Genomic DNA, 21,231 nt, shown 5'->3' with positions numbered 1-21,231 from the left:
GACCGGCGTGGGGGGACCCGTACCGGAATGAGGTGCCCCGCCCGAACCCGCCGACGCTGAGGCGCTCACCCACCCGACCGGCGGTCAGCCGCAGCAGCCCCCACCGCAGCATCCGCCACCGCCACCACCGGCGGGGGCGGGGCCGCCGCCGGTCGCGGTGCCGCCGACGGCGACGGCGGAGAGCAGCTTGACGGTGTCGTCGTGCCCCTCGGGGCAGGCGGCGGGGGCGGAGGAGTCGGCCATGGGCCGGCTGAGTTCGAAGGTGTCGCCACACGTCCGGCAGCGGTATTCGTATCGAGGCATACGGACAGGCTAACGGCCGCCGCCGCCACCGCCCCGTTCCTCGCGGATGAGTTCGACGACCCGGGCGGCGGTGGCGCGGACGGCCTCCAGCTCGGTGAGGAAGTGCCAGTAGTCCGGGTGGCGGCCGTTGTCGAGGGCGGCGACGGCCCGGTCGAGGCGGGCGACGCCGTCGTCGAGGGGCCGGGCGTGGCGGGGGTCGGGGGTGGTGCGGCCGGCCATGGCGAGGCGCTGCGCGTCGCGTACGGCGAAGCGGGCGCGGTCGATCTCGTGCTGCGGGTCCTTGGCGACGGCGTCGAGACGGCGCAGCCGGTCGCCCGCGGCGGAGACGGCCTCGTCGGTCTGGTTGAGCAGGGCGCGGGCGGTGGCCAGCAGGCTGGTGGCGTCGGGCCAGCGCTGCTCGGCGCGGGCCGCGGCGGCCTCCTCCAGCCTCTCCTCGGCCTGGCGGAGGCTGTCGGCCGCCTGGTCGGGAACGTGCTGCAGGTCCTGCCAGCAGGCGGCGGAGAAACGGCGCCGCAGCTCGGAGAGGACGGGCTCGACGCCCCCGGCCCGGGTGGTGAGCGCCTGGGCGCGCGTACGCAGGGAGACGAGGCGCTTGTCGGTCTCGGCGGCGCGCTCGGGCAACCGCTCCGCCTCGGACCGTACGGCCTCGGCGTCCCGCAGGACGCGGTCGGCGCGCTGGAGGGTGGCGGGGACGCCGTGCCGGCCGGCGCCTTCGTTGAGCTTGGTGAGGTCGGGACCGAGGGCGGCGAGCCGGGCCGCGAGGTCGTCGGCGCGCAGGCCCGCCTCGCGGGCCGTGTCGAGAGCGGTGCTCGCGGAGCGAAGGGCCTGTCGGGCCCGCTCGACGGCGGGAGCGAGCCGGGCGAGCTGCGTCTCGGCGGTGTCGAGCAGCGGCCCGAGCCCCTGCTCGAAGCGGTCCAGCTCGCCCTTGACCCGGAGGAGCTCGTCCTTGGCGCGGGTCAGCTCGGCGCGGGCCCGGCTCGCGGTCGCCGCGTCCAGCTCGTCCCGGTCGAGGTCGTGGGCGTCGACGGCGGTGATGTAGGCGAGGCTGGCCTCGTCGATCCGCCGTCCGAGTGCGGCGAAGCCCTCGACGGCGCGGCGGGCACCGGGCGAATCGTCGACGGCGGTGATCGTCTCGATGGAGATGCGCAGGTCACGCTGGGCGGTGTCGAGTTCGTAGAACGCGGCGGCGGCGGCATCCTTGGCGGCCTGGGCCTCGGCCCGCTGGCTCTCGCCACGCCCGCCGAACCAGCGGCGGGTCCCGCCACCGGCGAACGAGGCGGGAAGGAGGGCGAGCCCGAGAAGCGGAAGCGCGAACGCGAGCCCCAGGCCGCAGGGGCGCCGCGGGGACGCCGAAGCGCTCGCCCCGCCCCTCGCGTGAGTCGCCGCCACGTCCCTCTCCCGTGCTGTGATCGCCGCGCTGCCCGGTCCGGTTCATTCTCCCACCAGGTAAGGACGAACACACGAACCCTTTAGTTCGCGCTGCGCACGACGATTTCCCCGTTGTCGCTGCGAGCGGTCACGACACGGTCGGCGCCCTTGGTGCTCGGCACGTCGATCCGGACCTCGCCGTTGTCGGCGCGGCCGTCGACGTCGTATGTCCCCTTCGGCAGGGCGATGTCGATCTCCCCGTTGTCGCTGGTGGCCTCCACGCGGGCCGGCGGGGCGCTGAGCGCGAGGCGCACGGCCCCGTTGTCGCTCCGGGCGACGACGCGCTGCGAGGTGGTGCCGCCCTCGACGACGACCTCGCCGTTGCCGCTGGACAGATCGAGGGCGCCGGAGGCGTTCCGCACGAGGACGGCGCCGTTGTCGGACCGTACGGTCAGGGCGGTGTCGAAGCCGTCGGCGGTGACCTGCCCGTTGTCGTCCTCGACGGTGAGGGCGACGCCGCGCGGCACCTGGATGCGGTGCACGGAGTCGCAGTCACTGGCCACGGCGTCACAGTCGACCCGCAGGGTCAGCCGCTCGCCCTCCATCCGCCACGACGCCTCGGGCCCCGACCCCATGAACACCCATCCGTCGACCTGCCGGCTGACGCGCACGTCCTCGATGTCGGCGGGCACGATCTCCAGCTCGGAGTTGTCGGCGTCGATGGTGAGCGTCTTCCCGGAGAACGCGAAGCTCTTCTTCTCGACGGGCGCCCCCTCGACATCGGCACCCCCACACCCGGCGACCCCGAGGGCGACGACGACGGCTCCACCGGCGACGAGGAACGTACGGATACGACGACGAGCGGCCATGACGATCGAACCCCCTGGTGACACGCTGACTGTCCCCTCACGGTACGCACCGACCCCCCACCCCCACGATCCGGCGACCCACCGCCCCGGGGTAGGGCTACCCCCCGCCCCCCGTATCGGTTTGCGGGACCCACCCATGGGCCATGTACGCTGTTGCCTCATTCCACGGGTGCGTAGCTCAGGGGTAGAGCGCTGCTCTTACAAAGCAGATGTCGGCGGTTCGAAACCGTCCGCGCCCACCGCGCTGACCTTGCCAAAGGTCAACGAAGGCCCAGGTCAGAGCGTTGCTCGGCCTGGGCCTTAGCCGTTCCACTGCACCGTGACTGCACGTTGGATGCGCTCTCACGCAGTCTCGCCACACCTTCCCGGCCCCTCGATAACCCCTAAGGGAGTCGGGCGGAAGAAGCATGTCGATGGGCCCACGAGCGGCGCCTCCTCGGAGCGTCGGAGGGGGGTCGCCTTGCGCTGGGGGCGCCGACCCGGGGCTTGCTTTGAGCGCCCCGGCACGTCTTTGGGGATGACCGCCCGCCCTGCTTGACGGATGTACGGGCAATCCATTGTTCACTCTTCGGGTGAACAGGTGTTCGAGTTGCGCACGCTGCGCCTGAGGGCTGTCCCGTAAATGATCTACGAGCTGCCTCAGGCGTCGTTGTCCCTCGTGGGGGTGCCTCGTCTATCCGGCGAGGGGTCGACCGACCGCGACGACCAGGCGGGTGTCGGCGTCGATGACGACTTGGAGAACCGTTTGCGGGGTTGGAGTGCGAGCATCGGCCCGAGGTGGTTGATGGTGCGGTCCGCCGCCGACTTGGGCACCTCGAACAATGGGGCGAGCCGATGCATCGTCAGGTGCGTGTTTAACGGGGCTATCCAGGGCGGCACCGACGCCGTGGTCACACCAGCCACACTGCGATCGTCTCAGAGATCGACGTCATGAAATGATGATCGTCATGTCAGGTCAGGTCTGGTTGTCACTCATATCGTTGGGCGGCGTTGTCCTCGGCGGCATGTTGTCCTACCTCGTCCAGCACAGGACTCAGCGGTCAGCGGAACGCGCTGAACAGGAACGGCAGCAAATCGCGTTGTCGGAAACCCGGCGCGCGGAGCGGCTGTCACTGTTGGAGCGATTCATCGAGGTGTCGGCAGAGGCGGAACGCTGCGCGTACGCCCGGCCTTCCGACTGGGAGGACACCGACGACTGGTACCTCACGACCCGGGATGTGATGTACCGCTTCTGGGTCGCGGACCGGCTCATCCGCATCCAGTTCCCCCCAGCCGTGCATGAAGCTGCACACGTACACTTCCTCGACCTCAACCGAACCGTGTGGGAAGGGTTGCCCGACGGCGAGAGCGTGCGGGACTACCTGGAGGGCAACCGATCGGCGTTTCTCGACACGGCTCGCGCCGTCATGGGGTAGCCCCCACAGAGGTCCGGAGATCTTTTAAGGGACAGCCCCTAGCCCTGCGGCGTCGCCATCGAGACGCAGGGCGGAGCGGATTGAGGTACGCCGACCATACCCGTCCTCGCCGGGGCGGGCCGGATCCGGGACCTATGGGGCCGAACCCCGGTAGCGGGTACGGATGGTGCGGTCCGCAGCGCGCGAGCCACGCTATTGAGCAGCCCGAGCCGCGGCAGGCCACCGCTGAGGAAGCGTCGCTCCTTGGGGTCCGGAAGGCCGCCCTCGTCACGCACATCCAGCGGACCTACTACAGCGACCAAGGGCAGCCAGCCCGTGGAGACTGCGGACATCGTCGTGCCCAGAGCACTGTGCGAGATCGTCTACGAGATCCCCATCGGCTGACGACGCTACGACCGACCACTGGCAACGACCGAGACAGGTTGCACACAATGGCTGACTGGCCCCTTCACTGCCCCGAGTGCAACCGATCCATGGAGTGGAAGGGATTCTTCCTCTGCCTGCGCGAGGAAGACGAGAAGCGAGTCTGTCGTTCCCTGTGGCGTTGCCCGGACCGAAGTCTCTGGTGGCACTGGGCCGACCGGCAGGACGAACCTCTGGAGCGCTGCCCCATCCCCAACCTGGATCGCTGACGCCCACCGTCGACAACGACGGGCTTCGGGGCAGCAGACAATGGCGACATGACGTTGACGATCTGGGTTGATGACTGGCAGATGCAGTGCTGCGGAGAGAACTTCGCGTCGGGGGATGTTGTCTCGTGGACGCTGCTGGAGGTCGATCCGGAGGACTACGCCGACGTTGTCGGTAGCGAACGTGCGGATGAGATCGACTTCCGCGAGGAGCATCACGGCCAGGGGGAGGGGCACGCGCCCACCTCGGTGGAGGTGGTGTCGATCGTCGAGGTGCACTGCAGCTACGGCGTACCCCCGGGCGCCACGGACAAGGTGAACTACCCCCTTCCGAGCACGACCGTACTGGTCCCGGTCAAGGCGGCGGACGGGTGGGCGAAGGCCAGGCCGGACGTGAGCTTCGCGGGCTACCTGGTGACCGCACGGCGTGCCTCCGACGAGCCCGAAGATGCGGTTATCCCGATCAAGCGGTAGCTCGCCTCAGCTCCGCAGGTCTGGCCATCCGTCCCTGTTGGAGTAGCTCTCGAAGCAGTATCGGGTCGAGCGGTCCCACTCCTCGCCGGTGGCCAGCTCGTAGGCCTTGTCCGGCACGTACAGCAACCATTCGCCGTCACGCTCGCTTGAGGTGTACGGAGCGAACTTGTCGACGTCAAAGAAGACGCTCTCCCACACAGCCTGACCCGCGGCCACCACGGCGCAGCGCGCGTACAGGAACCCGTCGGACGACTGCGGGAACGGACTGCCGAACCGGGCCGTCAGGTCGATCACGGGCAGGGTGCCGAACTTCTCCTGGTCCAGGCGGTAGAGCGCCTCGGCATGCCGCTCCGCGAAACCGACGATGTCGGAGACGGGACGGCGGCTCAGCTCCTCGGCGAGGCGGTGGCAGCTCTCTTCGGTGGCTTCGCGCCGTTCAGGGTGGCTATCAGCGCCCAGAAGTCGGCCCATGTCATTCTCACGCGCGCAGGATGTCAGGGCGGTCTGACATCCGCAGCTGACATCAACGACGGTGGACAGCAGCAGTCGCGCCCGGTCAGCCACAGTAGCCGTCAGCAACGCTCCTTCCCCGGCCAGCACCGTCCGATCGAACTCCTAAAGCGGTGGCTTCCTTACCAGCGGCAGCTGCCAGCCGGCGCAGGCCACTAGCGCGTTGCCGTCCTCGGTGAGGAAGAGCAGGGTGGTCCATGTTCGATCGGCAGAATGGATCATCCCTGTGCGCACGGGTCGGCCATGTTCGCGGACGAGCTGTACTGCCCGTTCCAGCCCCAGCGGTTCGAGTCCGTACATCCGCATGCGCTGAAGTCGGCGCTTGAAGACTCCGGCATGCTGGCCTGCGGGCTGTGCCCGGTCTCCCACCCAGTAGGTGGCGCCGCTGCGGAGGGTGGCCAGAGCCATCACGGACGCCTCGTCATGACCGGACAACAGCGATTCCAGATCGTGCCGTTCCATGATCACCCCCGCCAGGATCCTGCGGTGCAGCAGCCCGGTTCCGCAACCCCGGCTGTCGCCCGCGTCCGGTAGCGCCCCTGCGGGACCTGGTGGCGGCGGGTGAGGAGCGTCGCCGTACCGTGCCGGGCGTCGTGCAGCCGGACGACCGGAGACCGGCGTTCTTCGCGACGCGGGTCAGGGATCTCGCCTGACGGCTCGGGTTGCTGGGTGGGGAACCCCTCTGTGGCTGGAGTGTGTGGCTGGAGCGGTCAGCTCTACGGCTGAGAGCAGCTACTGGGGCGAGCCTCTGAGGGCATGGTTCCAACGTCGTACTGCACCGGGCAGGTCCATTAGCTTCCCGACGCGCCAGAAGCTTACGGGGCCGTGATCACTCGCCTCAAAGCAGTTCCAGCCCATAGCCGCTCCGCCGACCTCTGATGGGGTGTCTTCTATCGCGGTGGTGAGCGGAGTGGCTCATGGTGGTGCCAGATGAGGTAGCGGTCCTCGCGGCGCAGTTCGGCGGAGCCCCACTCGATGCGCATGACGCCCTGAGTCATGGAACAGGCGTAGGCGACGAGTACGAGCTTGACGTCCTCTGACAGCAGCGCGAGGTCGGGATGGGCTTCTTGCTCGTCCAACTCGTCGAGGCCCAGGTCGAAGGCTTGTTGCATGGGCTCGGGGCCGTGCCGGCGAATAAGGTCGGCCCGGAAGCCTGTGGCGCGTCGCAGTCGTGCTGCCGTGACGGGGACGTCTTTCTTCGCGTAGCGGAGCGGGTAGATCACATGGTCGCCAAGGATCATGAGCGTTCGTCCCTGTAAGCGCACAGGCGTGGCCTCGGGGAGTGCGGCGAGGCCCACTTCCAGTTCCTCGTACTGCGCGGCGTACAGGCCGTGTCCGTATGCCTCCAGCGTCTGGGTCTGTACTCCCTCGTGGCCGCTGCGGGCTCGGGCATGGGCTCGAACCAAGCTGGCGCGGACCAGGTCGGCTAACGGGCCTGCGGCGTCGCCGAAGGTCTTCTCGGCCCACCCAGTCACGGTTGCCACGGCCTACCGCCCTTCCCCCTTGTGGCACCTGAGTGCCGAGCAGCATTCAACGAAACCGTGCAGGCTGGGTGCGAGCCGCGCAAGAGGGCATAGGGCGCATGACGAGGCGCACGGCGCCCGGCGTTGGCTGCTTCGGGCGGCAGGTGGCCGTCAGCGTGGGGTCGTACGCTGCCGCCATGCGTAGAGGAGCGATCACACAGGGGTCCGTACTCAAGGCCATTGCAGAGTATGACAAGTTGGGGCGGGATGAGTTTCTGGCGAGGTACGGCTTCGGAGAGGCCCGCTCGTACGTTGTGGTGTACGACGGGCGGGAGTACGACTCCAAAGCCATAGCGGGCGTGGCGCACCAGTGGGATCAGGGGCGAGCCCTCAGACCTGATGAGTTCAGCGGAGGCAAAGAGCACGCCGCGGCGTGGCTGAAGCGGGCAGGCTTCCAGGTCAAGGCTGTCAAGAATCCTGACTGGGCCCGGGACGAGATCATCCTTGCCTGTCAGCTCGTGATGGAGAACGGCTGGAAGGGGCTGGACGCTCAGGACGCCAGAGTGGTCGAGCTGTCCGGCCTGCTCCAGCTGCTTCCCCTCCACGCCGAGGCGGAGCGCAACGAGAAGTTCCGCAACCCGAACGGAGTGGCGCGCAAGACGTTCGACATCGCCACGCGCCATCCGGAGTACCAAGGCAGACCCACCAACGGCGGCGCCCTCGACGTTGCGGTGCTGATGCAGTTCCTTGCCCGGCCCGACGAGATGACCGAAGTCGCTCGGCTCCTCCGGCAGGGCATCGCGATCGGCGAGCTGCAGAGCCTTGCGCCGACCGAAGACGAGGAGTTCGACGACTACAGCGCTCCCGAGGGACGGCTCCTCATGCGCCGACATCAGGCCCGCGAGCGGAACAAGAGCCTGCGGAAGAAGAAGATCGCTTCCGTGGTTCAGCGCGGTGGGCGGCTGGCGTGTGAGGCGTGTGGGTTCGACTTCGAGCAGGTCTACGGCGACCGTGGCGCTGGGTACATCGAGTGCCATCACGTCGTGCCGTTGCACGAAGCGGGGGAGGGGCGGACCAAGCTCAGCGATCTCGCCCTCATATGCGCCAACTGTCACCGCATGATCCACCGGCACGCGCCATGGCCGACCCCTGAGGAACTGCGGGCATCCATCGAGCGAAAGCATGCAGCTGACAGGCGTGCCGCGGAAGCCATTGCACGGCCACGCAGGGCGGCTGACGAGCAGATGCCAAACCCGTGATTTGACACCGACTGCTGGCATCAACGTCGGCGCACAGAGGCAGTTCCGGAGGGCTGAGGGCGGCAGTGATCGCCAGGGTCGCCAGGGTGCTCAGTCGCCGTCGGGCGAGCTGACGAAGCAGGTGTCGGTGGTTCGAAACCGTACGCGCCACCAGGGAAAAGGTCCCTTGCCGATCATGGCGGGGTCGGCGCGTATCACCTGATGTGAAGTTGCGATGGTGCAATCCGGGGATTGCACCACCGCCGCCGGGGCGGCCGGATACGGGAGCCTTCTGCCTCTATGCCAGGGGGACGGTCCACTCGGGCGGGGTGTCGAAGAGGTCGGTCGTGTAGAGGACGCGCTCGGGCCGCTGTGCGCCGGGGACGGCGAACACGGTCTTGCCGCGGACGCAGTCGCCCGCCTTGATTTTCGCCTCGTAGGGGTACTCGGGCTTGGGGAAGTCGCCGTAGGTGACACCGCTCGGCTCGATGCGGGAGCCGTCGGCGTAGGCGAGGGCCCATGGGTAACGGGTCGCGCCGAGTGTGCCCCTCGTGCTGCACACCTTGAGCTCGATCGTGGCCCACACATATCCGCTGGTGCCGAACTCCTCGTCAGCGCTGGTCTGTGCTGTGATCCCGCGCTGCTCGTAGCCGAGGACGGTGACGGTGCCGGCGGTGCCGTCCTCGGTGTCCGTGACCTTCATCGCTGCACCGAAGGGCAGCGGGCCCATCGCGGTGGGGCTTCCTGAGGGGCTGGGCGTGTCTGAGGCTGCCGTCGCGGCGGGGCCGGATGTCGGTCGCACGTGGTCGGCACCGCATCCGGTCACGGTGAGGAGGAGGCCGGCGGCGAGGGCAGCGGTCGTGGTGTGGGTGCGCATGGTCGTCCCTCGGTGTTGCGGATGAGAGCGTTCATCATGCGGCGCACGCGCGGGTGGTGGAGGCTGATTGGCCATCCGTGACACGAAAGCCTGACGGCGGACGTGACGGCGATCTGGTGCGGTCGCGGCACTGCGTGGCGGCCGGCCGCTTCCAGCCCGAGGCCTGCTCTTACGGCTGGCCGGGCAGACGGACCGTGATCGAGAGGCCGCCGGTCGGGCGCGGGGTGAGGGTGAGGGTGCCGGCGTGGGTCTGGGTGATCGTGTGGACGATCGCGAGGCCGAGGCCCACGCCCGCGTGTTCGTCGGTGCGGGTGCGGGATGTGCCGCGTTGGAAGGGTTCGATCAGGGTCGGGGCCAGGTCCGGGGGGACGGGAGGGCCCGTGTTCTCGACCCGGAGCAGGCTCGCGTCGTCCCGCGTCTCCGTGTGGACCGTCACCGTGCCGCCGGTGGGCAGGTTGTGGACGAGGGCGTTCTGGACGAGGTTCGTCACCATCCGCAGCAGGAGCTCCGCCGAGCCGCTGGTCCGTGCCGGGCCGCCCGTCACGTCGAGGGTGATTCCACGCCGTTCGGCCAGGGGGAGCAGGGTTTCGGCGGTCTCCTCGGCGAGGAGGGAGAGGTCGACCTCCTCGTGGGTGAACGTCCCGCGGCCGCTGCGGCTGAGCAGCAGGAGGGCCTCGGTGAGGCCGATCGCGCGCGTGTTCACGGCCCGTAGGCGTGCGATGAGTTCGCCCCGGTCCCGTGTCGGGTCCTCGTGGGCGACCTCCAGCAGCGCCTGGGAGACGGCCAGCGGCGTGCGCAGTTCGTGGGAGGCGTTCGCGGCGAACCTCTGCTGTTCGGCGACGTGCGATTCGAGCCGGTCGAGCATGGTGTCGAAGGCGTCGGCGAGTTCCCGGAACTCGTCCCGGCGGCCCTCCATCCGGATCCGGTGGGACAGCGAACCGGTTCCCGCCAGGCGGGCCGCCGCCGTCACCCGGGTGAGCGGTGCGAGCATCCGGCCGGCGAGGATCCAGCCCCCGACGAGGCCGAACACGAGCAGGAATCCCATCGCCACCGCCGCCGCCGGGACGAAGGTGCGCACGAGGAGGTAGCGGTTGGGAGAGATCCCGAGCAGGCCCTGGGCGTTGTCGGGTACGTAACGCAGCAGGAACCCCCACACCACGGCCAGCAGCAGAGCACCGGCGACGGCGAGGAAGCCGGCGTAGCTGAGGGTGAGCTTCAGCCGGGCGCTGAGCCCCGATCGTCTACGCACCCGTACCGCCAGGCCCGACAGTTCCGGCGCTGCCGGTCTCGACGCGGTAGCCGACGCCCGGCACCGTGGCGATGGCCCACGGTTCGCCGAGGCGCTTGCGCAGGGCGGAGACGGTGATCCGGACGGCGTTGGTGAAGGGGTCGGCGTTCGCGTCCCAGGCCCGCTCCAGCAGCTCCTCCGCGCTGACGACCCCGCCTTCCGCGGCGAGCAGCACCTCCAGCACCGCGAACTGCTTACGGGTCAGGGCGACGTACCGTCCGTCGCGGAAGACCTCCCGGCGGAAGGGGTCGAGACGCAGGCCCGCGATCTCGCGGACCGGGGGCCGGGCGTACGCGCGCCGGCGGTCGAGCGCCCGCAGCCGCAGGACCAGCTCCCGCAGCTCGAACGGCTTGGTGAGGTAGTCGTCGGCACCCAGCGCGAACCCGGACGCCTTGTCGTCGATCCGGTCGGCGGCGGTGAGCATGAGGATCGGGATCCCGCTGCCGGACGCGACGATGCGCCGGGCGACCTCGTCACCCGAGGGGCCGGGGATGTCGCGGTCCAGGACCGCGAGGTCGTAGGAGTTGACGCCGAGCAGTTCCAGGGCGGAGTCACCGTCGCCCGCGATGTCGGCGGCGATCGCCTCCAGCCGCAGACCGTCCCGGACCGCCTCCGCCAGGTAGGGCTCGTCCTCCACGATCAGTACACGCATGTCCGAAGCCTAAGCAGCGCCGCATATCGATGACGGATGCGCGGGGGCGGGTGCGGGTGCGGGCGGGGTGCTCAGCTCTCCGTGCGCCACCAGCGGCGGGACGCCAGCCCCGCCAGCACGGCCCCGGTGGCGTTGACCAGGACGTCGTCCACCGACGACACCCGGTCCAGCCGCAGCACGTACTGCGCGATCTCGACCAGGGCCGAGCAGCCCGCCCCGAGCGCCAGGATCCGCGGCACGGACGCCAGGGCCGCCCACCGCATCGGCGCGAAGAAGCCCAGCGCGGCGAAGACCAGCAGGTTGCCGACGATCCCGAGGGACCCCATGGTGACCAGGTCCAGCAACGGGACCAGGCTCACCCGCGCGGGGACGACGCCGGCCCCGCCCCCCGGCATCATGGTCAGCCACACGAACGGCACCGTCCCGTGGACCATGCCCACCTCGGCCAGCGACAGCCGCCACGCCGACGGGACGCCGGCCGCCCGTCGGCGCCACGCCAGCCCCCCGGCCACCAGCACGGCCAACGGCAGCGTCACCAGGGTCATGAGCACCACGCCGTTGAACGTGTCGAAGCAGCCGTGCCACCGCCCCGCCAGGCACGCCGGAGCCGACATCATCAGCGGCCGCCGCAGGAAGAACAGGGCGCCCGCCACGCCGAGGACCGCGAGGAACGCCAGGCCGAGGGGTACCGCCCCGCGCGCGCGGCGGGGCGACGATGCCGAGAGGGGTGCCGTGTGGTTCATGGCCCCATCACAGACCGAGGGCCGTAGTGGTGGCGTATGCGATTTTCGATACGCCCGCGATATGCCACCGGGGCGAAGGCCCGTCTTTGCTGGGAGCGCCGGGCGGACCGAAGGGAAAACCACGCGTGGCAAACGGTCGTGGCGGTTTATCAGGGGCGGTACGGGGTCGTGGCTGCTCGGCGCGGGTGTGTTGGTTGATACGAGGTTCGACCCGTCGCCTTCTCTGTGTGATCCGCCAGTACGGGCGCCGGACCTGGGCGGAGCAGACTCTCTGCCACGACCGCGGCCCGATGAGGCCTCCGCTGCCGGAGGGCCGGCGCGGTCGCGTACCGGACGACGTACAGAAGGGGGCGGCACGATGAGCGTGCAGCAGTATGACGAGATCGGTGAGGCGTTCGAGGGCTTCAAGGCGCTGCCGTTGACGCGGTTCGGCGAGGTGCCGAGCTTCCTCGGGATGGTCGGGGACGTCGACGGGAAGTCGGTGCTCGACCTGGCGTGCGGGACGGGCTTCTACAGCCGCGAGTTCAAGCGGCGCGGCGCCTCGGAGGTCTTCGGGGTCGACATCTCCGGCGAGATGATCGCCGCCGCGCGGGAGATCGAACGGCGCGACCCGCTGGGGGTGCGCTACGAGGTCGGCGACGTCGCCGAGCTGGCGCCGCTCGGCCGGCGCTTCGACGTCGCCCTCGCGGTGCAGTGCCTCAACTACGCCCCGGACATCGCGACGATGGAGCGGATGTGCCGCAACATCCACGAGAACCTGGTGCCGGGCGGGGAGTTCTTCGTCTTCGCGCAGAAGCCCGACTACGGCTTCGACTGCCCGTCCCTGGAGCGGTACGGGTTCCGCTGCGAGCCCACCGGCGAGGAGACCGAGACGGGGCCCGGGGTATGGGTGACGGCGCTGCTCGACCCGCAGCCGATCAGGATCCGCGCGGCCGCCCCGCGCCGCGAGGTCTACGAACACTGTCTGGACGCGGCCGGGTTCCGCGAGGTGGAGTGGGTCCCGCTGACGGTGTCCGAGGCCGGTGTCCGTGAGTACGGCGAGGAGTTCTGGGCGGACCTGATCGCGAAGCCGCCGCTGGAGATGCTGCGCTGCCGGGCCTGACCGGCCGGCACGTCCGGTCCGACATGCGCGCGACCCGGTCCCGGCCCCGACCCGTGTCCGGCCCTGGCTCCCGGCTCCGGCCCCGACCTGTGTCCGGCCCTGGCTCCCGCCCGTCCGCTCGCCCGTCTGTCGGCCCGTGCTCCGGCTCCGCTCCGGACGCGCGCGGCCGCATGTGATCGGATGGGCGGATGAGCACTCGGACCCTGTACCTGTTCAGCAGCGCCGCCCCGCCGGTGTTCGACATCGCCCGGGTGGTCGAGGGCGCCCAGGCCGACGGCTGGGACGTCTGCCTCGGCCTCACGCCGACCGCCGCCCGCTGGCTCGGCCCGTCCCTCGACGGGCTCGCGGCGCTCACCGGGCACCCGGTGCGCTGGGACTACGGACTGCCAGGGGAGCCCGACGTCTGGCCACCGGCGGACGCGGTGCTCGCCGCGCCGGCCACCTTCAACACGGTCAACCGGTGGGCCCTCGGCATCACGGACACGTTCGTCGTCGGGGTGATGGCCGAGGGCATCGGGGAGCGGATCCCGATGGTGACGGTGCCGTGCGTGAACGCGGCGTACGTCCAGCACCCGCAGTTCGAGCGGTCGGTGGCGGCGCTGCGCGGCGCCGGGGTGACGGTGCTGTACGGGGACGGCGGGTTCGTGCCGCACCCGCCGGGGCAGGGCGATCCGGCGGCCTTCCCGTGGCGGTCGGCCCTCGACGCGGTACGGGACCTGCCGCCCCGCGCCTGAAGCCGGAGGGGGGCGGTGCGGACGAGGTGACGCCGTCTCTGTGAACGGCGTAAGCAGCCTGTACCGCCTGTACCGCCTGAACGGCGTGAACGACGTGTAGGGCGCGGGCGGCTATCTGATGCCGTCCGCGTCGTTCACGTGGATGATCGGCGGGGCCTTCGGTGCGTGCGGGCCGTCGACGGCGAGGAAGGCGGCGCGGGTGCGGTTGTTCCGGCGGGTGCAGGCTTCGTAGATGACCCGCTGTCTCGGGTTGGCGGCCGTCAGGTGGTAGGCGTGCTTCCCGACGAGGTCGCAGTTTCGGTAGGTGACGACCCCAGGGTTGGTGTACTCGTGGGCGACGAGCGCGGGGGAGTGCTGCTGGAAGCCGAGCGCGGTGTCGGAGCAGCCGTCGAAGACGGTGTGGCCGGCCCACTTCGACTCGATGACCTTGGCCGTCGCGTGCCGCAGTTCGAAGCGGACGGCGCGTACGTGGAGGTGCTGGACCGAGTCGTGGTGGCCGGCGGTCGGGAAATGGAAGAAGCGCGACGGGCCGCCGTCGGGGCGCCGGCCCTTGACGATGAAGGAACCGCTCTCGACGCAGATGAAACCGCCCTTGTCGGCGCGGATGAAGTCGCCGTGTTCGTACTCGATCTTGCAGCCGGTGAACCAGTAGTTGAGGAACTGGTCCTGCTGCGGGTGGGCCGGGGTCATGCCGACACGGAGGAAGGCGTCCGCGTAGGCGCCGTTGACGTGGCAGTTCGTCCAGAACATCTCGGAGTTGGTGTTGCTGGCCCGGGGGCCGTCCAGGCCGATGCCTCGCTGCCAGGTGCCGCGCCACTCGCAGTTCGTCCACCCCCAGTCCTGGCAGGCGCCCGTCGACGAGGCGTACAGATACGTGGCCTTCGGGTTGGTGGAACGGAAGCTCACGTCGTACCAGCGGACGCCCATCCAGCGGTCCTTGTTGACCAGCAGCGGCTCCGGGCCGGTCATCACGATCTCCGAGGCCCGTTTCCCGATGCCCCGCACCGTCAGGCCCTGGGCGCGGCCGGCGACGGGCCGCATGATGCTGCCCGAGACGGTGTACACGCCGGTCAGGAGGATGTCCGTCGTCGCGACGGGCACCCCGCCGCCCGCGTCGCGGACGAGCCGCTCGTCGACATCGGCGAACAGTTTCCGGAAGGCCGCCGTCGCGTCCTTGCCCGGAACGGCGCCGTAGTCCTCGGGTCGTACCGTCGGCATCCCCCCACCTCCTCCTCGCCGGGTCTACCCGTCGCGGAGAACCCCCAGGCCCGCCGACGACGGCGCACGGAGTCACTCGCGCGGCGCGGAAAGTGCCGGGGGAGCGCCGGAGCGGACCGCGAGAGCGCCGCCGTACGGCCCGGGATCGCCGCGGTACGACCGCGAGAGCGCCGCCGTACGGCCCCGGGGTCGCCGCACCGGACCACCTCACACGCCCCCGACCAGCAGGCGGTGCGGCGCGCGGCCGAACGGTTCCCGGGGAGCGTGGAGTACGCCGCGCCCGGCGGCGTCTTCGCCGTCACGCGTCGAAGTCGTACTCCAGGACGTACGACGCCGAGTCCAGCGTCATCTCGTTGAGTTCGACCGCGACGCCCGCGGCCGTGAACGCCGTACGACAGATCAGGATGACCGGCGTGCCGTGACCCAGCGCCAGCCGCGCCGACTCGTCGGCCGTCGGCATCCGGGAGCGGATCTCCTCGCGGAAGCGGACGGGCTGGTGGCCCAGTTCGGCGAGCCGCGCGTAGGTGCCGCCGGGGCCGGTGTCCGGCGTGGTGATCGGCGTTCCGTGGGTGAGGCGGGCCGGGAGGTACGACACCGAGAGCAGCACCGGCTTGCCGTCGAGGACGAAGCGGCGGCTGCGGACGCAGACGGGCGCGTCCGGCGGCAGCTCCAGCGCCTCGGCGACCCGGGCGCCCGCGGGCGCCTCGCCGACCTCGATCCCGTCCACCGTGAGCGCCCGGTCCTCGATGTCCGCGGCCCAGACCGAACGGCCGGTGCCCCAGTGCTCCCGCGCGAGCCGGGGGATGCCGTGGCGGCGCAACGGGCGGAAGGTGCGGACGAAGACGCCGGCGCCCTTGCGGGCCTCGGCTAGACCTTCGTTGCGCAGGACGGACAGCGCCTGCCGGGCCGTCATCCGGGCCACCTCGTACGTCGTCATGAGGTCGTTCTCGCCGGGGAGCCGGTCGCCGGGGGCGAAGGCGCCCGACTCGATGGCGGTTCTCAACTCGTCGGCGATCCGCTGGTACTTGGGCCGACGACCGCTGTCCCGGTCAGCCATGGGTGGGCCACTCCCTTCGTCTGCGGGACACCCTACGGCGCACTTCCGGGCGGTGGCGCACGCCCGCGGGCGTCGTCCGTCCGACGCCGGAGGCCGATCCATCCATCGGGGGACATCTCTAGAGATACGTTGACAGGGAGGGGGCGCGCCGCTTCCCTGGGTGTATCTCTGGAGAGCTGGGACGACAGGATTTCCGGGACGGAGGCGATTCGTGCAGCCACTGCCCTTGCCGCTGCCCGAGGCCGGTGACCTCGTGCGCGACGCCGCCACCGGGCGGGTCGGGTTCTATCTGGACAGCGTCGCCGGCCGGTGCCTGATCCGGCCCGTCGACGGCGGCCACGCGTGGGAGGCCGAGCCGACGGACGTGCAGCCCGCCACGCCCCTGAGGGAGCTGAGGGCCCGCGCCGCGGAGATCAACGCCCGGAGCCGGCGCGCCCGCGGCGGATGAGCCCGGTGGGGAAAGACGCAGGTCGCATGCGGGGGCCGGCGGCTGTGCGAGGCGTCTGTCAGTGGGGCGCGTCACACTGGAGGCATGTGCCGCAGCATCAAGACCCTCCGACCGCCCGTCCTGCCCGAAGAGGCCACCGAGGACGACATCCACGCCGCAGCCCTGCAGTACGTCCGCAAGGTGTCCGGCTTCCGCGCGCCCGCCGCGCACAACCGGGAGGTGTTCGACCGGGCCGTGGCCGAGATCGCCGAGGCCACCGCACGACTCCTCGACGGACTGGAGGTGCGGGGCGCGCACCGGCAGACCGGAGCCGCCGGGACGACCGGCGCCACGCGCGCCGCTCACCACGGTCACGCCGACCACGACAGTCACGACGGGCACCACGCCCACGCCGAGAACGGCCGGCACGAGCGGGACGCGCACGGTGACACCGGGGCGCGGGGCCCCCGTCAGCGCGTCAGGACGCCGGAGCGGGAGCCGCAGCCGGACGCCGTATGACGTAGGCCGCGAGGGATCCGGCGAGGAACAGCGCGAGGACCGAGACACCCGCGCTGAACCAGGTCGCGCCCAGCCACTGCCCGCCGAGCCAGCCCAGACCCACGCTGTAACCGGCCCAGGCCGCCCCCGCCACGACCGACCAGGGCAGGAACTCCTTGATCCGGCGCTTCGCCGCGCCCGCGCCGAGGGAGACCACCGACCGGCCCGCCGGGGCGAACCGGGCGATCACCACGAGCAGGCCGCCGCCCCGTGCCAGCGCCGCGCCGAGACGTTCCTGCGCGACGGTCAGGCGGCGCGAGCGGGCGATGGCCCGGTCGAGCCGGGCCCCGCCGCGCCAGGCCAGGCGGTACGCCACGAAGTCGCCGAGGACCGAGGCCGTGGCCGCGCAGAGCAGCAGCGGCAGCACGGAGGGCACGTCCGGGGACGCGGCCGTGGCGGTCGCCGCCGCCGTGGCGGCCGTGATCACCAGGATTCCGCTCGGCAGCACGGGCAGGAAGACGTCGAGAAGTACCGACGTCACCACCGCCGCGTAGATCCACGGGCCCGCGGTCAGTGACCTCAGTGACCCCATGCTGTCGAGCACGTTCACAGAGGCAGAGCGTACGCGGGGGTGCGGAAGCGGTGGGGGACGGGGTGGGGGCGCGGTGAAGAAGAGGTGCGCCCCCCACCGTGCGCGGGCCGCCCCGGGACGAGGGAAGGGCCGCCCCAGGACGGACCGGGCGCCGGCCGCGCGGCCTGTCGGGTCAGGCCGTCGCGGGGGCGCGCTGCTCCTCCGTGCGAGCCGGCTCGGCGGGGCGGGCGCCGAAGAGCCGGTCGAGCGCCAGGGCCCCGGGGCCGGTGAAGACCAGCAGCAGGAACGCCCAGCAGAAGAGCGCCGCACCCTCGCCGCTGTTCTGCAGCGGGAAGAGCGCCTCGGGCTGGTGCACCTTGAAGTACGCGTAGGCCATCGAGCCGGAGGCGACGAACGCGGCGCTGCGCGTCCCCACCCCGGCCAGGACCAGGACGCCGGCGACGAGCTGGATGACGGCCGCGTACCAGCCCGGCCAGGTGCCGGCCGCGATGGTGCCGCCACCCATCGCGCCGCCGAGGACGCCGAAGAGCGAGGCGGCGCCGTTGCTGGCGAAGAGCAGGCCGACGACGATACGGAACAGCCCGAGCGCGTACGGCTGGGCGTGATGGAGGCGGTTGACCTGGGTATTCGTGGGGGACGGACTCCTTCGGTCTGTTCCGTTCACGGAGAACGGAACGCGGGGGGACGGAACCGATGAGGTCGTCAGGTTAGGTTGGCCTCAGTAGTACTTGCAAGTTCAACATTCGGCTGAGGGTGCCACTGTGGCGAGCGTCACCCGCGCTCGCGTCCGGCCGTCACCGTTCTCCCTGCGTCGTCACCGTCCTCCCTGCGCTATCACCCCCCGCCGTCGTCACCCCGCGTCGCCCCCGTCGTGGAGCATCCGCTCATCGACCGTCACCAGCCGGTCTCCCGCCCGCGCCTGACGCAGTGACAGGTGAGCCCGGCGGCCGCGGAAGGTCAGCGTCATCAGCTGGTTGCCGAACCACGGGCCGCCCGCCTTGCGCCAGTCGATCACCGGCCGGCCCACCCGGCCGTGCCGGGCGAGCGCCCGTCCCAGGCGGCGGCCCACCCGGCTCCAGCCGAAGCGGAAGCCGACCCGGATCGAGGCCGGCACCGCGTTGTGCAGCGGCGAGCAGGTCAGCTGCACCACGTGCGCGCCCGGCCCCGACGTGCGAGACCCCGCACCCGGACCCGTCGCGACGGACCCCAGGCGGCCCCCCGCCTCCGGCCATTCGGGCTCCGCCACGTACGCGTGGTGGACGTCCCCCGACAGCACGCACACCGTGGCCGGCGCCTGCGGCCCGCCGGCCACCTCCGCGACCAGTGCCGTCAGCGCCTCGAAGGACTCCGGGAACGCCGCCCAGTGCTCCAGGTCCGCCCGCTGGCGCAGGTCCTCCGCCAGTCGCGCCCAGCGCCCGTCGGGCCCGCCCCGCTCCCCCCGGCAGAGCGCGGCGTTCCAGGCCTCGGCGTCGTGGACGAGCGGAGGCAGCAGCCACGGAAGGGAGGTGCCGATGAGCAGGTGGTCGTACGAACCGGGGTCCGCCAGCGCCTGCGCGCGGACCCAGTCGGCCTCGGCCGGGTCGAGCATCTCCCGGGCGTCCTCCCGCAGGACGCGGGCGGCCCGGGTGTCGATCATCAGCAGTCGGGTCCGGCCGAAGTCCCGCCGGTAACTCCAGCGCACGCACGCCGGATCCGTGTCCGCCTCCGCCGCGAACCGCCGGAGCCGCTCCGTCCCGTCGGGCGCGGCGCACACCTCGGCGTACAGCGGGTCGGCCGCCAGCTCCGCCGGGGAGAGGTTGCCGAGGTGCTGGTAGACCCAGTACGACATCAGCCCGCTCAGGATCCGCTCGCGCCACCAGGGCGTGGCCCGGATCCGCGCCAGCCAGGCGGCGCTGGTGTTCCAATCGTCGACGATGTCGTGATCGTCGAAGATCATGAAGCTGGGGACGGTGGAGAGCAGCCAGCGGACCTCGGGGGCGCGCCAGGACTCGTCGTAGAGCCAGGTGTACTCCTCGTAGTCCCCGACCTCGGAGCCCGGCGGGTCGCGCGGGTCGCGGCGGGCGGCCAGCCGGCGGCGGGTGACGGCGGAGGTCTCGTCGGCGTACACCTGATCACCGAGCAGCAGCAGGACATCGGGGCGATCGGCGTCCGCTCCGGTGGCGAGGGCCGTCGCCAGGGTGTCCAGGGCGTCCGGGCCGACCGGGTCGCGGCCGGTCGCGGGCCTCGCCGCCCAGCGGCAGGAGCCGAAGGCGACCCGGAGGGTCTCCTCGCCGTCGGGGGCCGGGGTGCGGATGGTGCTCGGCGGGAACGGCGAGTCGGGCAGCGGCCACACCCGGCGGCCGTCCAGCAGCACCTCGTACGGGCTCGCCTTGCCCGGGGTCAGGCCGGTCACGGGGATCAGGGCGTAGTGATGACCGGCGATCTGGAACGTACGGGTCCGGCCGCCGGCCCCGTCCGCGCAGCGGATCTCCGCCGTGCAGGGGCGGTCGGCCTCGACCCACACCGTCGCGCTGTCGCCCGTCACCCCGTCGACGTACCGCAGCACGGGCCCGAGTCTGAGCCCGACCGCGGGTCCGGGCACGCGTTCCGGCGTGACCGCGAGCCCCGGCGCATCGGGGAGCCCCGGCGGGACCGTGGGTCGCGCCGCGCCGCTCGGCCCGTCCGGGGTTCCGCGGGTCGCTGTGTCCTTGGGTGTTTCTCCGGGTCCGTGTCCGGCGTCCATCGTGGCATCCCCTCCGTCGCTCCGCCGTACGGTACGGAACGACGGAGGGCGCAGGAAGCTTTCCCCGCGTGCCGTCGAGGGGCGTCGAGGCTCGTCAGCAGCCGTTGAGGACGGACTGCAGGGCGCTCTTCTCGGCGGAGTCGACGCTCAGGTTCCAGTGGTACTTCACGTGCACCCACATGCGGGCGTACGTGCAGCGGTACGCGGTGCGCGACGGCATCCACTTGGCCGGGTCGAGGTCGCCCTTGGCCTGGTTGACGTTGTCGGTGACGGCGATGAGCTGCGGGCGGGTGAGGTCGTTGGCGAAGGCCTGGCGCTGGGACGTGGTCCAGGCGTTGGAGCCCGAGCGCCAGGACTCGGCGAGCGGCACGACATGGTCTATGTCGAGGTCGGACGCGGCGGTCCAGGTGGCTCCGTCGTACTCGGAGTACCAGCTGCCGCTGACGGCGGCGCAGCTGGAGTCCTGGACGACGTTCACCCCGTCGCGCTTGAGGACGACCTCGCGGGTGTTGCAGGCGCCCGACTGGGTGCTCCAGTGGGGGAAGAGGTCCCGGCTGTAGCCGCTGGTGGAACCTTCCGCCTTGACGGTGAGCGAGGCGAGGTACGTACGGGCCGTGGCGGCGCTGACCGGGGTGGGCGGCGCGGCCTGGGCGGCGGGGGCGGTGGCGAGGAGGCCCGTGACGGCCAGGGCGGCGGTGGCGGTGAGGACGCTCGCGCGACGGAGGGTGCGACGCGCGTAGACGCTGGCGGCGAGCATGTGAACTCCCTTGACGTGGGGGGACCTTGTCCGTGCCGTGCGCCGGCGGGCGCCGGGCGGCCCGGTCATCGTGGCGGCGCCGGGTTGCGGTAGGGGGTGCGCCGGGTAACAGCGTGACGACATGGGCACGTCACATCAAGAGGTGCGGGGAGGGTGACGGGCCGACAGATCCCTTTTCGGCCCTAGGGGGTGTCTTGGGGGTATAGGCCCCGGCCCGAGGACAAAAACCCCCCAAGGGGGGGGGGGGGGGCCCGTCCGGCCATTTACGATAGGGGGTGTGTTGGGCCCTAGAGGC

General features: G+C 71.3%; 22 protein-coding genes, 1 tRNA gene and 3 pseudogenes. 9 read left to right on the top strand and 17 right to left on the bottom strand.

What is annotated here, in order from left to right; genetic code table 11:
* Positions 1-84: 84 nt before the first annotated feature.
* From ACFZBD_RS20455 to ACFZBD_RS20445, 3 genes are all read right to left on the bottom strand, one after another.
* Positions 85-303, bottom strand: a complete 219-nt coding sequence (locus tag ACFZBD_RS20455; protein ID WP_391141119.1) for an FmdB family zinc ribbon protein — start codon at positions 301-303, stop codon at positions 85-87.
* Between the two features lie 9 nt (positions 304-312).
* The gene (locus ACFZBD_RS20450; RefSeq protein ID WP_391141117.1) at positions 313-1,692 is read right to left on the bottom strand and encodes a hypothetical protein; all 1,380 of its coding nucleotides are present in this window, start codon (positions 1,690-1,692) and stop codon (positions 313-315) included.
* An 80-nt stretch (positions 1,693-1,772) separates the two neighbouring features.
* The gene (locus tag ACFZBD_RS20445) at positions 1,773-2,540 is read right to left on the bottom strand and encodes a DUF4097 family beta strand repeat-containing protein (protein WP_391141114.1); all 768 of its coding nucleotides are present in this window, start codon (positions 2,538-2,540) and stop codon (positions 1,773-1,775) included.
* A 167-nt stretch (positions 2,541-2,707) separates the two neighbouring features.
* On the opposite strand from ACFZBD_RS20445, the gene ACFZBD_RS20440 reads away from it, so the two are divergent.
* Positions 2,708-2,779: transfer RNA gene (locus ACFZBD_RS20440), tRNA-Val, on the top strand.
* Between the two features lie 437 nt (positions 2,780-3,216).
* On the opposite strand, the pseudogene ACFZBD_RS20435 reads toward ACFZBD_RS20440, so the two are convergent.
* Positions 3,217-3,443, bottom strand: a pseudogene (locus tag ACFZBD_RS20435) (IS5/IS1182 family transposase); the annotation flags it as partial.
* A 35-nt stretch (positions 3,444-3,478) separates the two neighbouring features.
* Here ACFZBD_RS20435 and ACFZBD_RS20430 point away from each other — a divergent pair.
* From ACFZBD_RS20430 to ACFZBD_RS20420, 3 genes and pseudogenes are all read left to right on the top strand, one after another.
* A complete protein-coding gene (locus ACFZBD_RS20430) occupies positions 3,479-3,955 on the top strand; it encodes a hypothetical protein (RefSeq protein WP_391141232.1) in 477 nt (158 codons plus the stop codon).
* 185 nt (positions 3,956-4,140) lie between these two features.
* A pseudogene (locus ACFZBD_RS20425) lies at positions 4,141-4,339 on the top strand (GntR family transcriptional regulator); the annotation flags it as partial.
* Between the two features lie 296 nt (positions 4,340-4,635).
* The gene (locus tag ACFZBD_RS20420; protein WP_391141112.1) at positions 4,636-5,058 is read left to right on the top strand and encodes a DUF6578 domain-containing protein; all 423 of its coding nucleotides are present in this window, start codon (positions 4,636-4,638) and stop codon (positions 5,056-5,058) included.
* Between the two features lie 6 nt (positions 5,059-5,064).
* Here ACFZBD_RS20420 and ACFZBD_RS20415 read toward each other — a convergent pair whose 3' ends face one another.
* The 3 genes from ACFZBD_RS20415 to ACFZBD_RS20405 form a co-directional block, all read right to left on the bottom strand.
* Complete coding sequence (locus ACFZBD_RS20415; RefSeq protein ID WP_391141109.1) at positions 5,065-5,529, bottom strand: DUF4240 domain-containing protein; 465 nt, start codon at positions 5,527-5,529, stop codon at positions 5,065-5,067.
* Between the two features lie 144 nt (positions 5,530-5,673).
* Complete coding sequence (locus ACFZBD_RS20410; protein WP_391141230.1) at positions 5,674-6,030, bottom strand: hypothetical protein; 357 nt, start codon at positions 6,028-6,030, stop codon at positions 5,674-5,676.
* 428 nt (positions 6,031-6,458) lie between these two features.
* A complete protein-coding gene (locus ACFZBD_RS20405) occupies positions 6,459-7,052 on the bottom strand; it encodes a hypothetical protein (protein ID WP_391141106.1) in 594 nt (197 codons plus the stop codon).
* Between the two features lie 176 nt (positions 7,053-7,228).
* Here ACFZBD_RS20405 and ACFZBD_RS20400 point away from each other — a divergent pair, with 176 nt between their 5' ends.
* Positions 7,229-8,290, top strand: coding sequence for an HNH endonuclease (locus tag ACFZBD_RS20400; protein WP_391141103.1), 1,062 nt, complete (start codon positions 7,229-7,231; stop codon positions 8,288-8,290).
* A gap of 277 nt (positions 8,291-8,567) precedes the next feature.
* Here ACFZBD_RS20400 and ACFZBD_RS20395 read toward each other — a convergent pair whose 3' ends face one another.
* The 4 genes from ACFZBD_RS20395 to ACFZBD_RS20380 all read right to left on the bottom strand — a co-directional run bounded on the left by ACFZBD_RS20395 (position 8,568) and on the right by ACFZBD_RS20380 (position 11,829).
* A complete protein-coding gene (locus ACFZBD_RS20395) occupies positions 8,568-9,146 on the bottom strand; it encodes a DUF4352 domain-containing protein (RefSeq protein ID WP_391141100.1) in 579 nt (192 codons plus the stop codon).
* Positions 9,147-9,315: 169 nt separating this feature from the next.
* Complete coding sequence (locus tag ACFZBD_RS20390) at positions 9,316-10,395, bottom strand: ATP-binding protein (RefSeq protein WP_391141097.1); 1,080 nt, start codon at positions 10,393-10,395, stop codon at positions 9,316-9,318.
* Complete coding sequence (locus ACFZBD_RS20385) at positions 10,388-11,086, bottom strand: response regulator (protein WP_391141092.1); 699 nt, start codon at positions 11,084-11,086, stop codon at positions 10,388-10,390. Before ACFZBD_RS20385 ends, ACFZBD_RS20390 begins: the two co-directional genes overlap by 8 nt.
* A gap of 71 nt (positions 11,087-11,157) precedes the next feature.
* Positions 11,158-11,829 (bottom strand): VanZ family protein, encoded by a 672-nt coding sequence (locus tag ACFZBD_RS20380; RefSeq protein ID WP_391141089.1) that lies wholly within the window; start codon positions 11,827-11,829, stop codon positions 11,158-11,160.
* Between the two features lie 358 nt (positions 11,830-12,187).
* Here ACFZBD_RS20380 and ACFZBD_RS20375 point away from each other — a divergent pair, with 358 nt between their 5' ends.
* Both ACFZBD_RS20375 and ACFZBD_RS20370 read left to right on the top strand, forming a co-directional pair.
* Positions 12,188-12,931, top strand: coding sequence for a methyltransferase domain-containing protein (locus tag ACFZBD_RS20375; RefSeq protein WP_391141087.1), 744 nt, complete (start codon positions 12,188-12,190; stop codon positions 12,929-12,931).
* A gap of 188 nt (positions 12,932-13,119) precedes the next feature.
* A complete protein-coding gene (locus ACFZBD_RS20370) occupies positions 13,120-13,665 on the top strand; it encodes a flavoprotein (protein WP_391141085.1) in 546 nt (181 codons plus the stop codon).
* A 111-nt stretch (positions 13,666-13,776) separates the two neighbouring features.
* Here the strand turns inward: ACFZBD_RS20370 and ACFZBD_RS20365 are convergent, their stop codons facing one another.
* Positions 13,777-14,883 carry a hypothetical protein gene (locus ACFZBD_RS20365; protein ID WP_391141083.1) on the bottom strand — a complete coding sequence of 369 codons (1,107 nt, stop codon included), beginning with the start codon at positions 14,881-14,883 and terminating at the stop codon, positions 13,777-13,779.
* A 298-nt stretch (positions 14,884-15,181) separates the two neighbouring features.
* A complete protein-coding gene (locus ACFZBD_RS20360; RefSeq protein WP_391141081.1) occupies positions 15,182-15,940 on the bottom strand; it encodes a UTRA domain-containing protein in 759 nt (252 codons plus the stop codon).
* Positions 15,941-16,151: 211 nt separating this feature from the next.
* On the opposite strand from ACFZBD_RS20360, the gene ACFZBD_RS20355 reads away from it, so the two are divergent.
* Both ACFZBD_RS20355 and ACFZBD_RS20350 read left to right on the top strand, forming a co-directional pair.
* Entirely contained in the window at positions 16,152-16,388 is a 237-nt protein-coding gene (locus ACFZBD_RS20355; protein WP_391141078.1) for a hypothetical protein, read from the top strand.
* An 84-nt stretch (positions 16,389-16,472) separates the two neighbouring features.
* Positions 16,473-16,691 (top strand): annotated as a pseudogene (locus ACFZBD_RS20350) (DUF2277 domain-containing protein); the annotation flags it as partial.
* Between the two features lie 154 nt (positions 16,692-16,845).
* On the opposite strand, the gene ACFZBD_RS20345 reads toward ACFZBD_RS20350, so the two are convergent.
* The 4 genes from ACFZBD_RS20345 to ACFZBD_RS20330 form a co-directional block, all read right to left on the bottom strand.
* Complete coding sequence (locus ACFZBD_RS20345; protein ID WP_391141228.1) at positions 16,846-17,457, bottom strand: VTT domain-containing protein; 612 nt, start codon at positions 17,455-17,457, stop codon at positions 16,846-16,848.
* A gap of 172 nt (positions 17,458-17,629) precedes the next feature.
* Positions 17,630-18,121: a DoxX family membrane protein gene (locus ACFZBD_RS20340; RefSeq protein WP_391141076.1), complete on the bottom strand. Its 492-nt coding sequence runs from the start codon at positions 18,119-18,121 to the stop codon at positions 17,630-17,632.
* Positions 18,122-18,307: 186 nt separating this feature from the next.
* A complete protein-coding gene (locus tag ACFZBD_RS20335; RefSeq protein ID WP_391141073.1) occupies positions 18,308-20,002 on the bottom strand; it encodes an alkaline phosphatase D family protein in 1,695 nt (564 codons plus the stop codon).
* A gap of 271 nt (positions 20,003-20,273) precedes the next feature.
* Positions 20,274-20,936, bottom strand: coding sequence for a DUF1524 domain-containing protein (locus ACFZBD_RS20330; protein WP_391141070.1), 663 nt, complete (start codon positions 20,934-20,936; stop codon positions 20,274-20,276).
* Between the last annotated feature and the right edge of the window lie 295 nt (positions 20,937-21,231).

The organism is Streptomyces sp. NPDC008121 (assembly GCF_042957155.1).
Lineage (GTDB): Bacteria > Actinomycetota > Actinomycetes > Streptomycetales > Streptomycetaceae > Streptomyces.
Note: the sequence above shows the minus strand (reverse complement) of the source record. Positions and strands in the feature narration are given on the sequence as shown.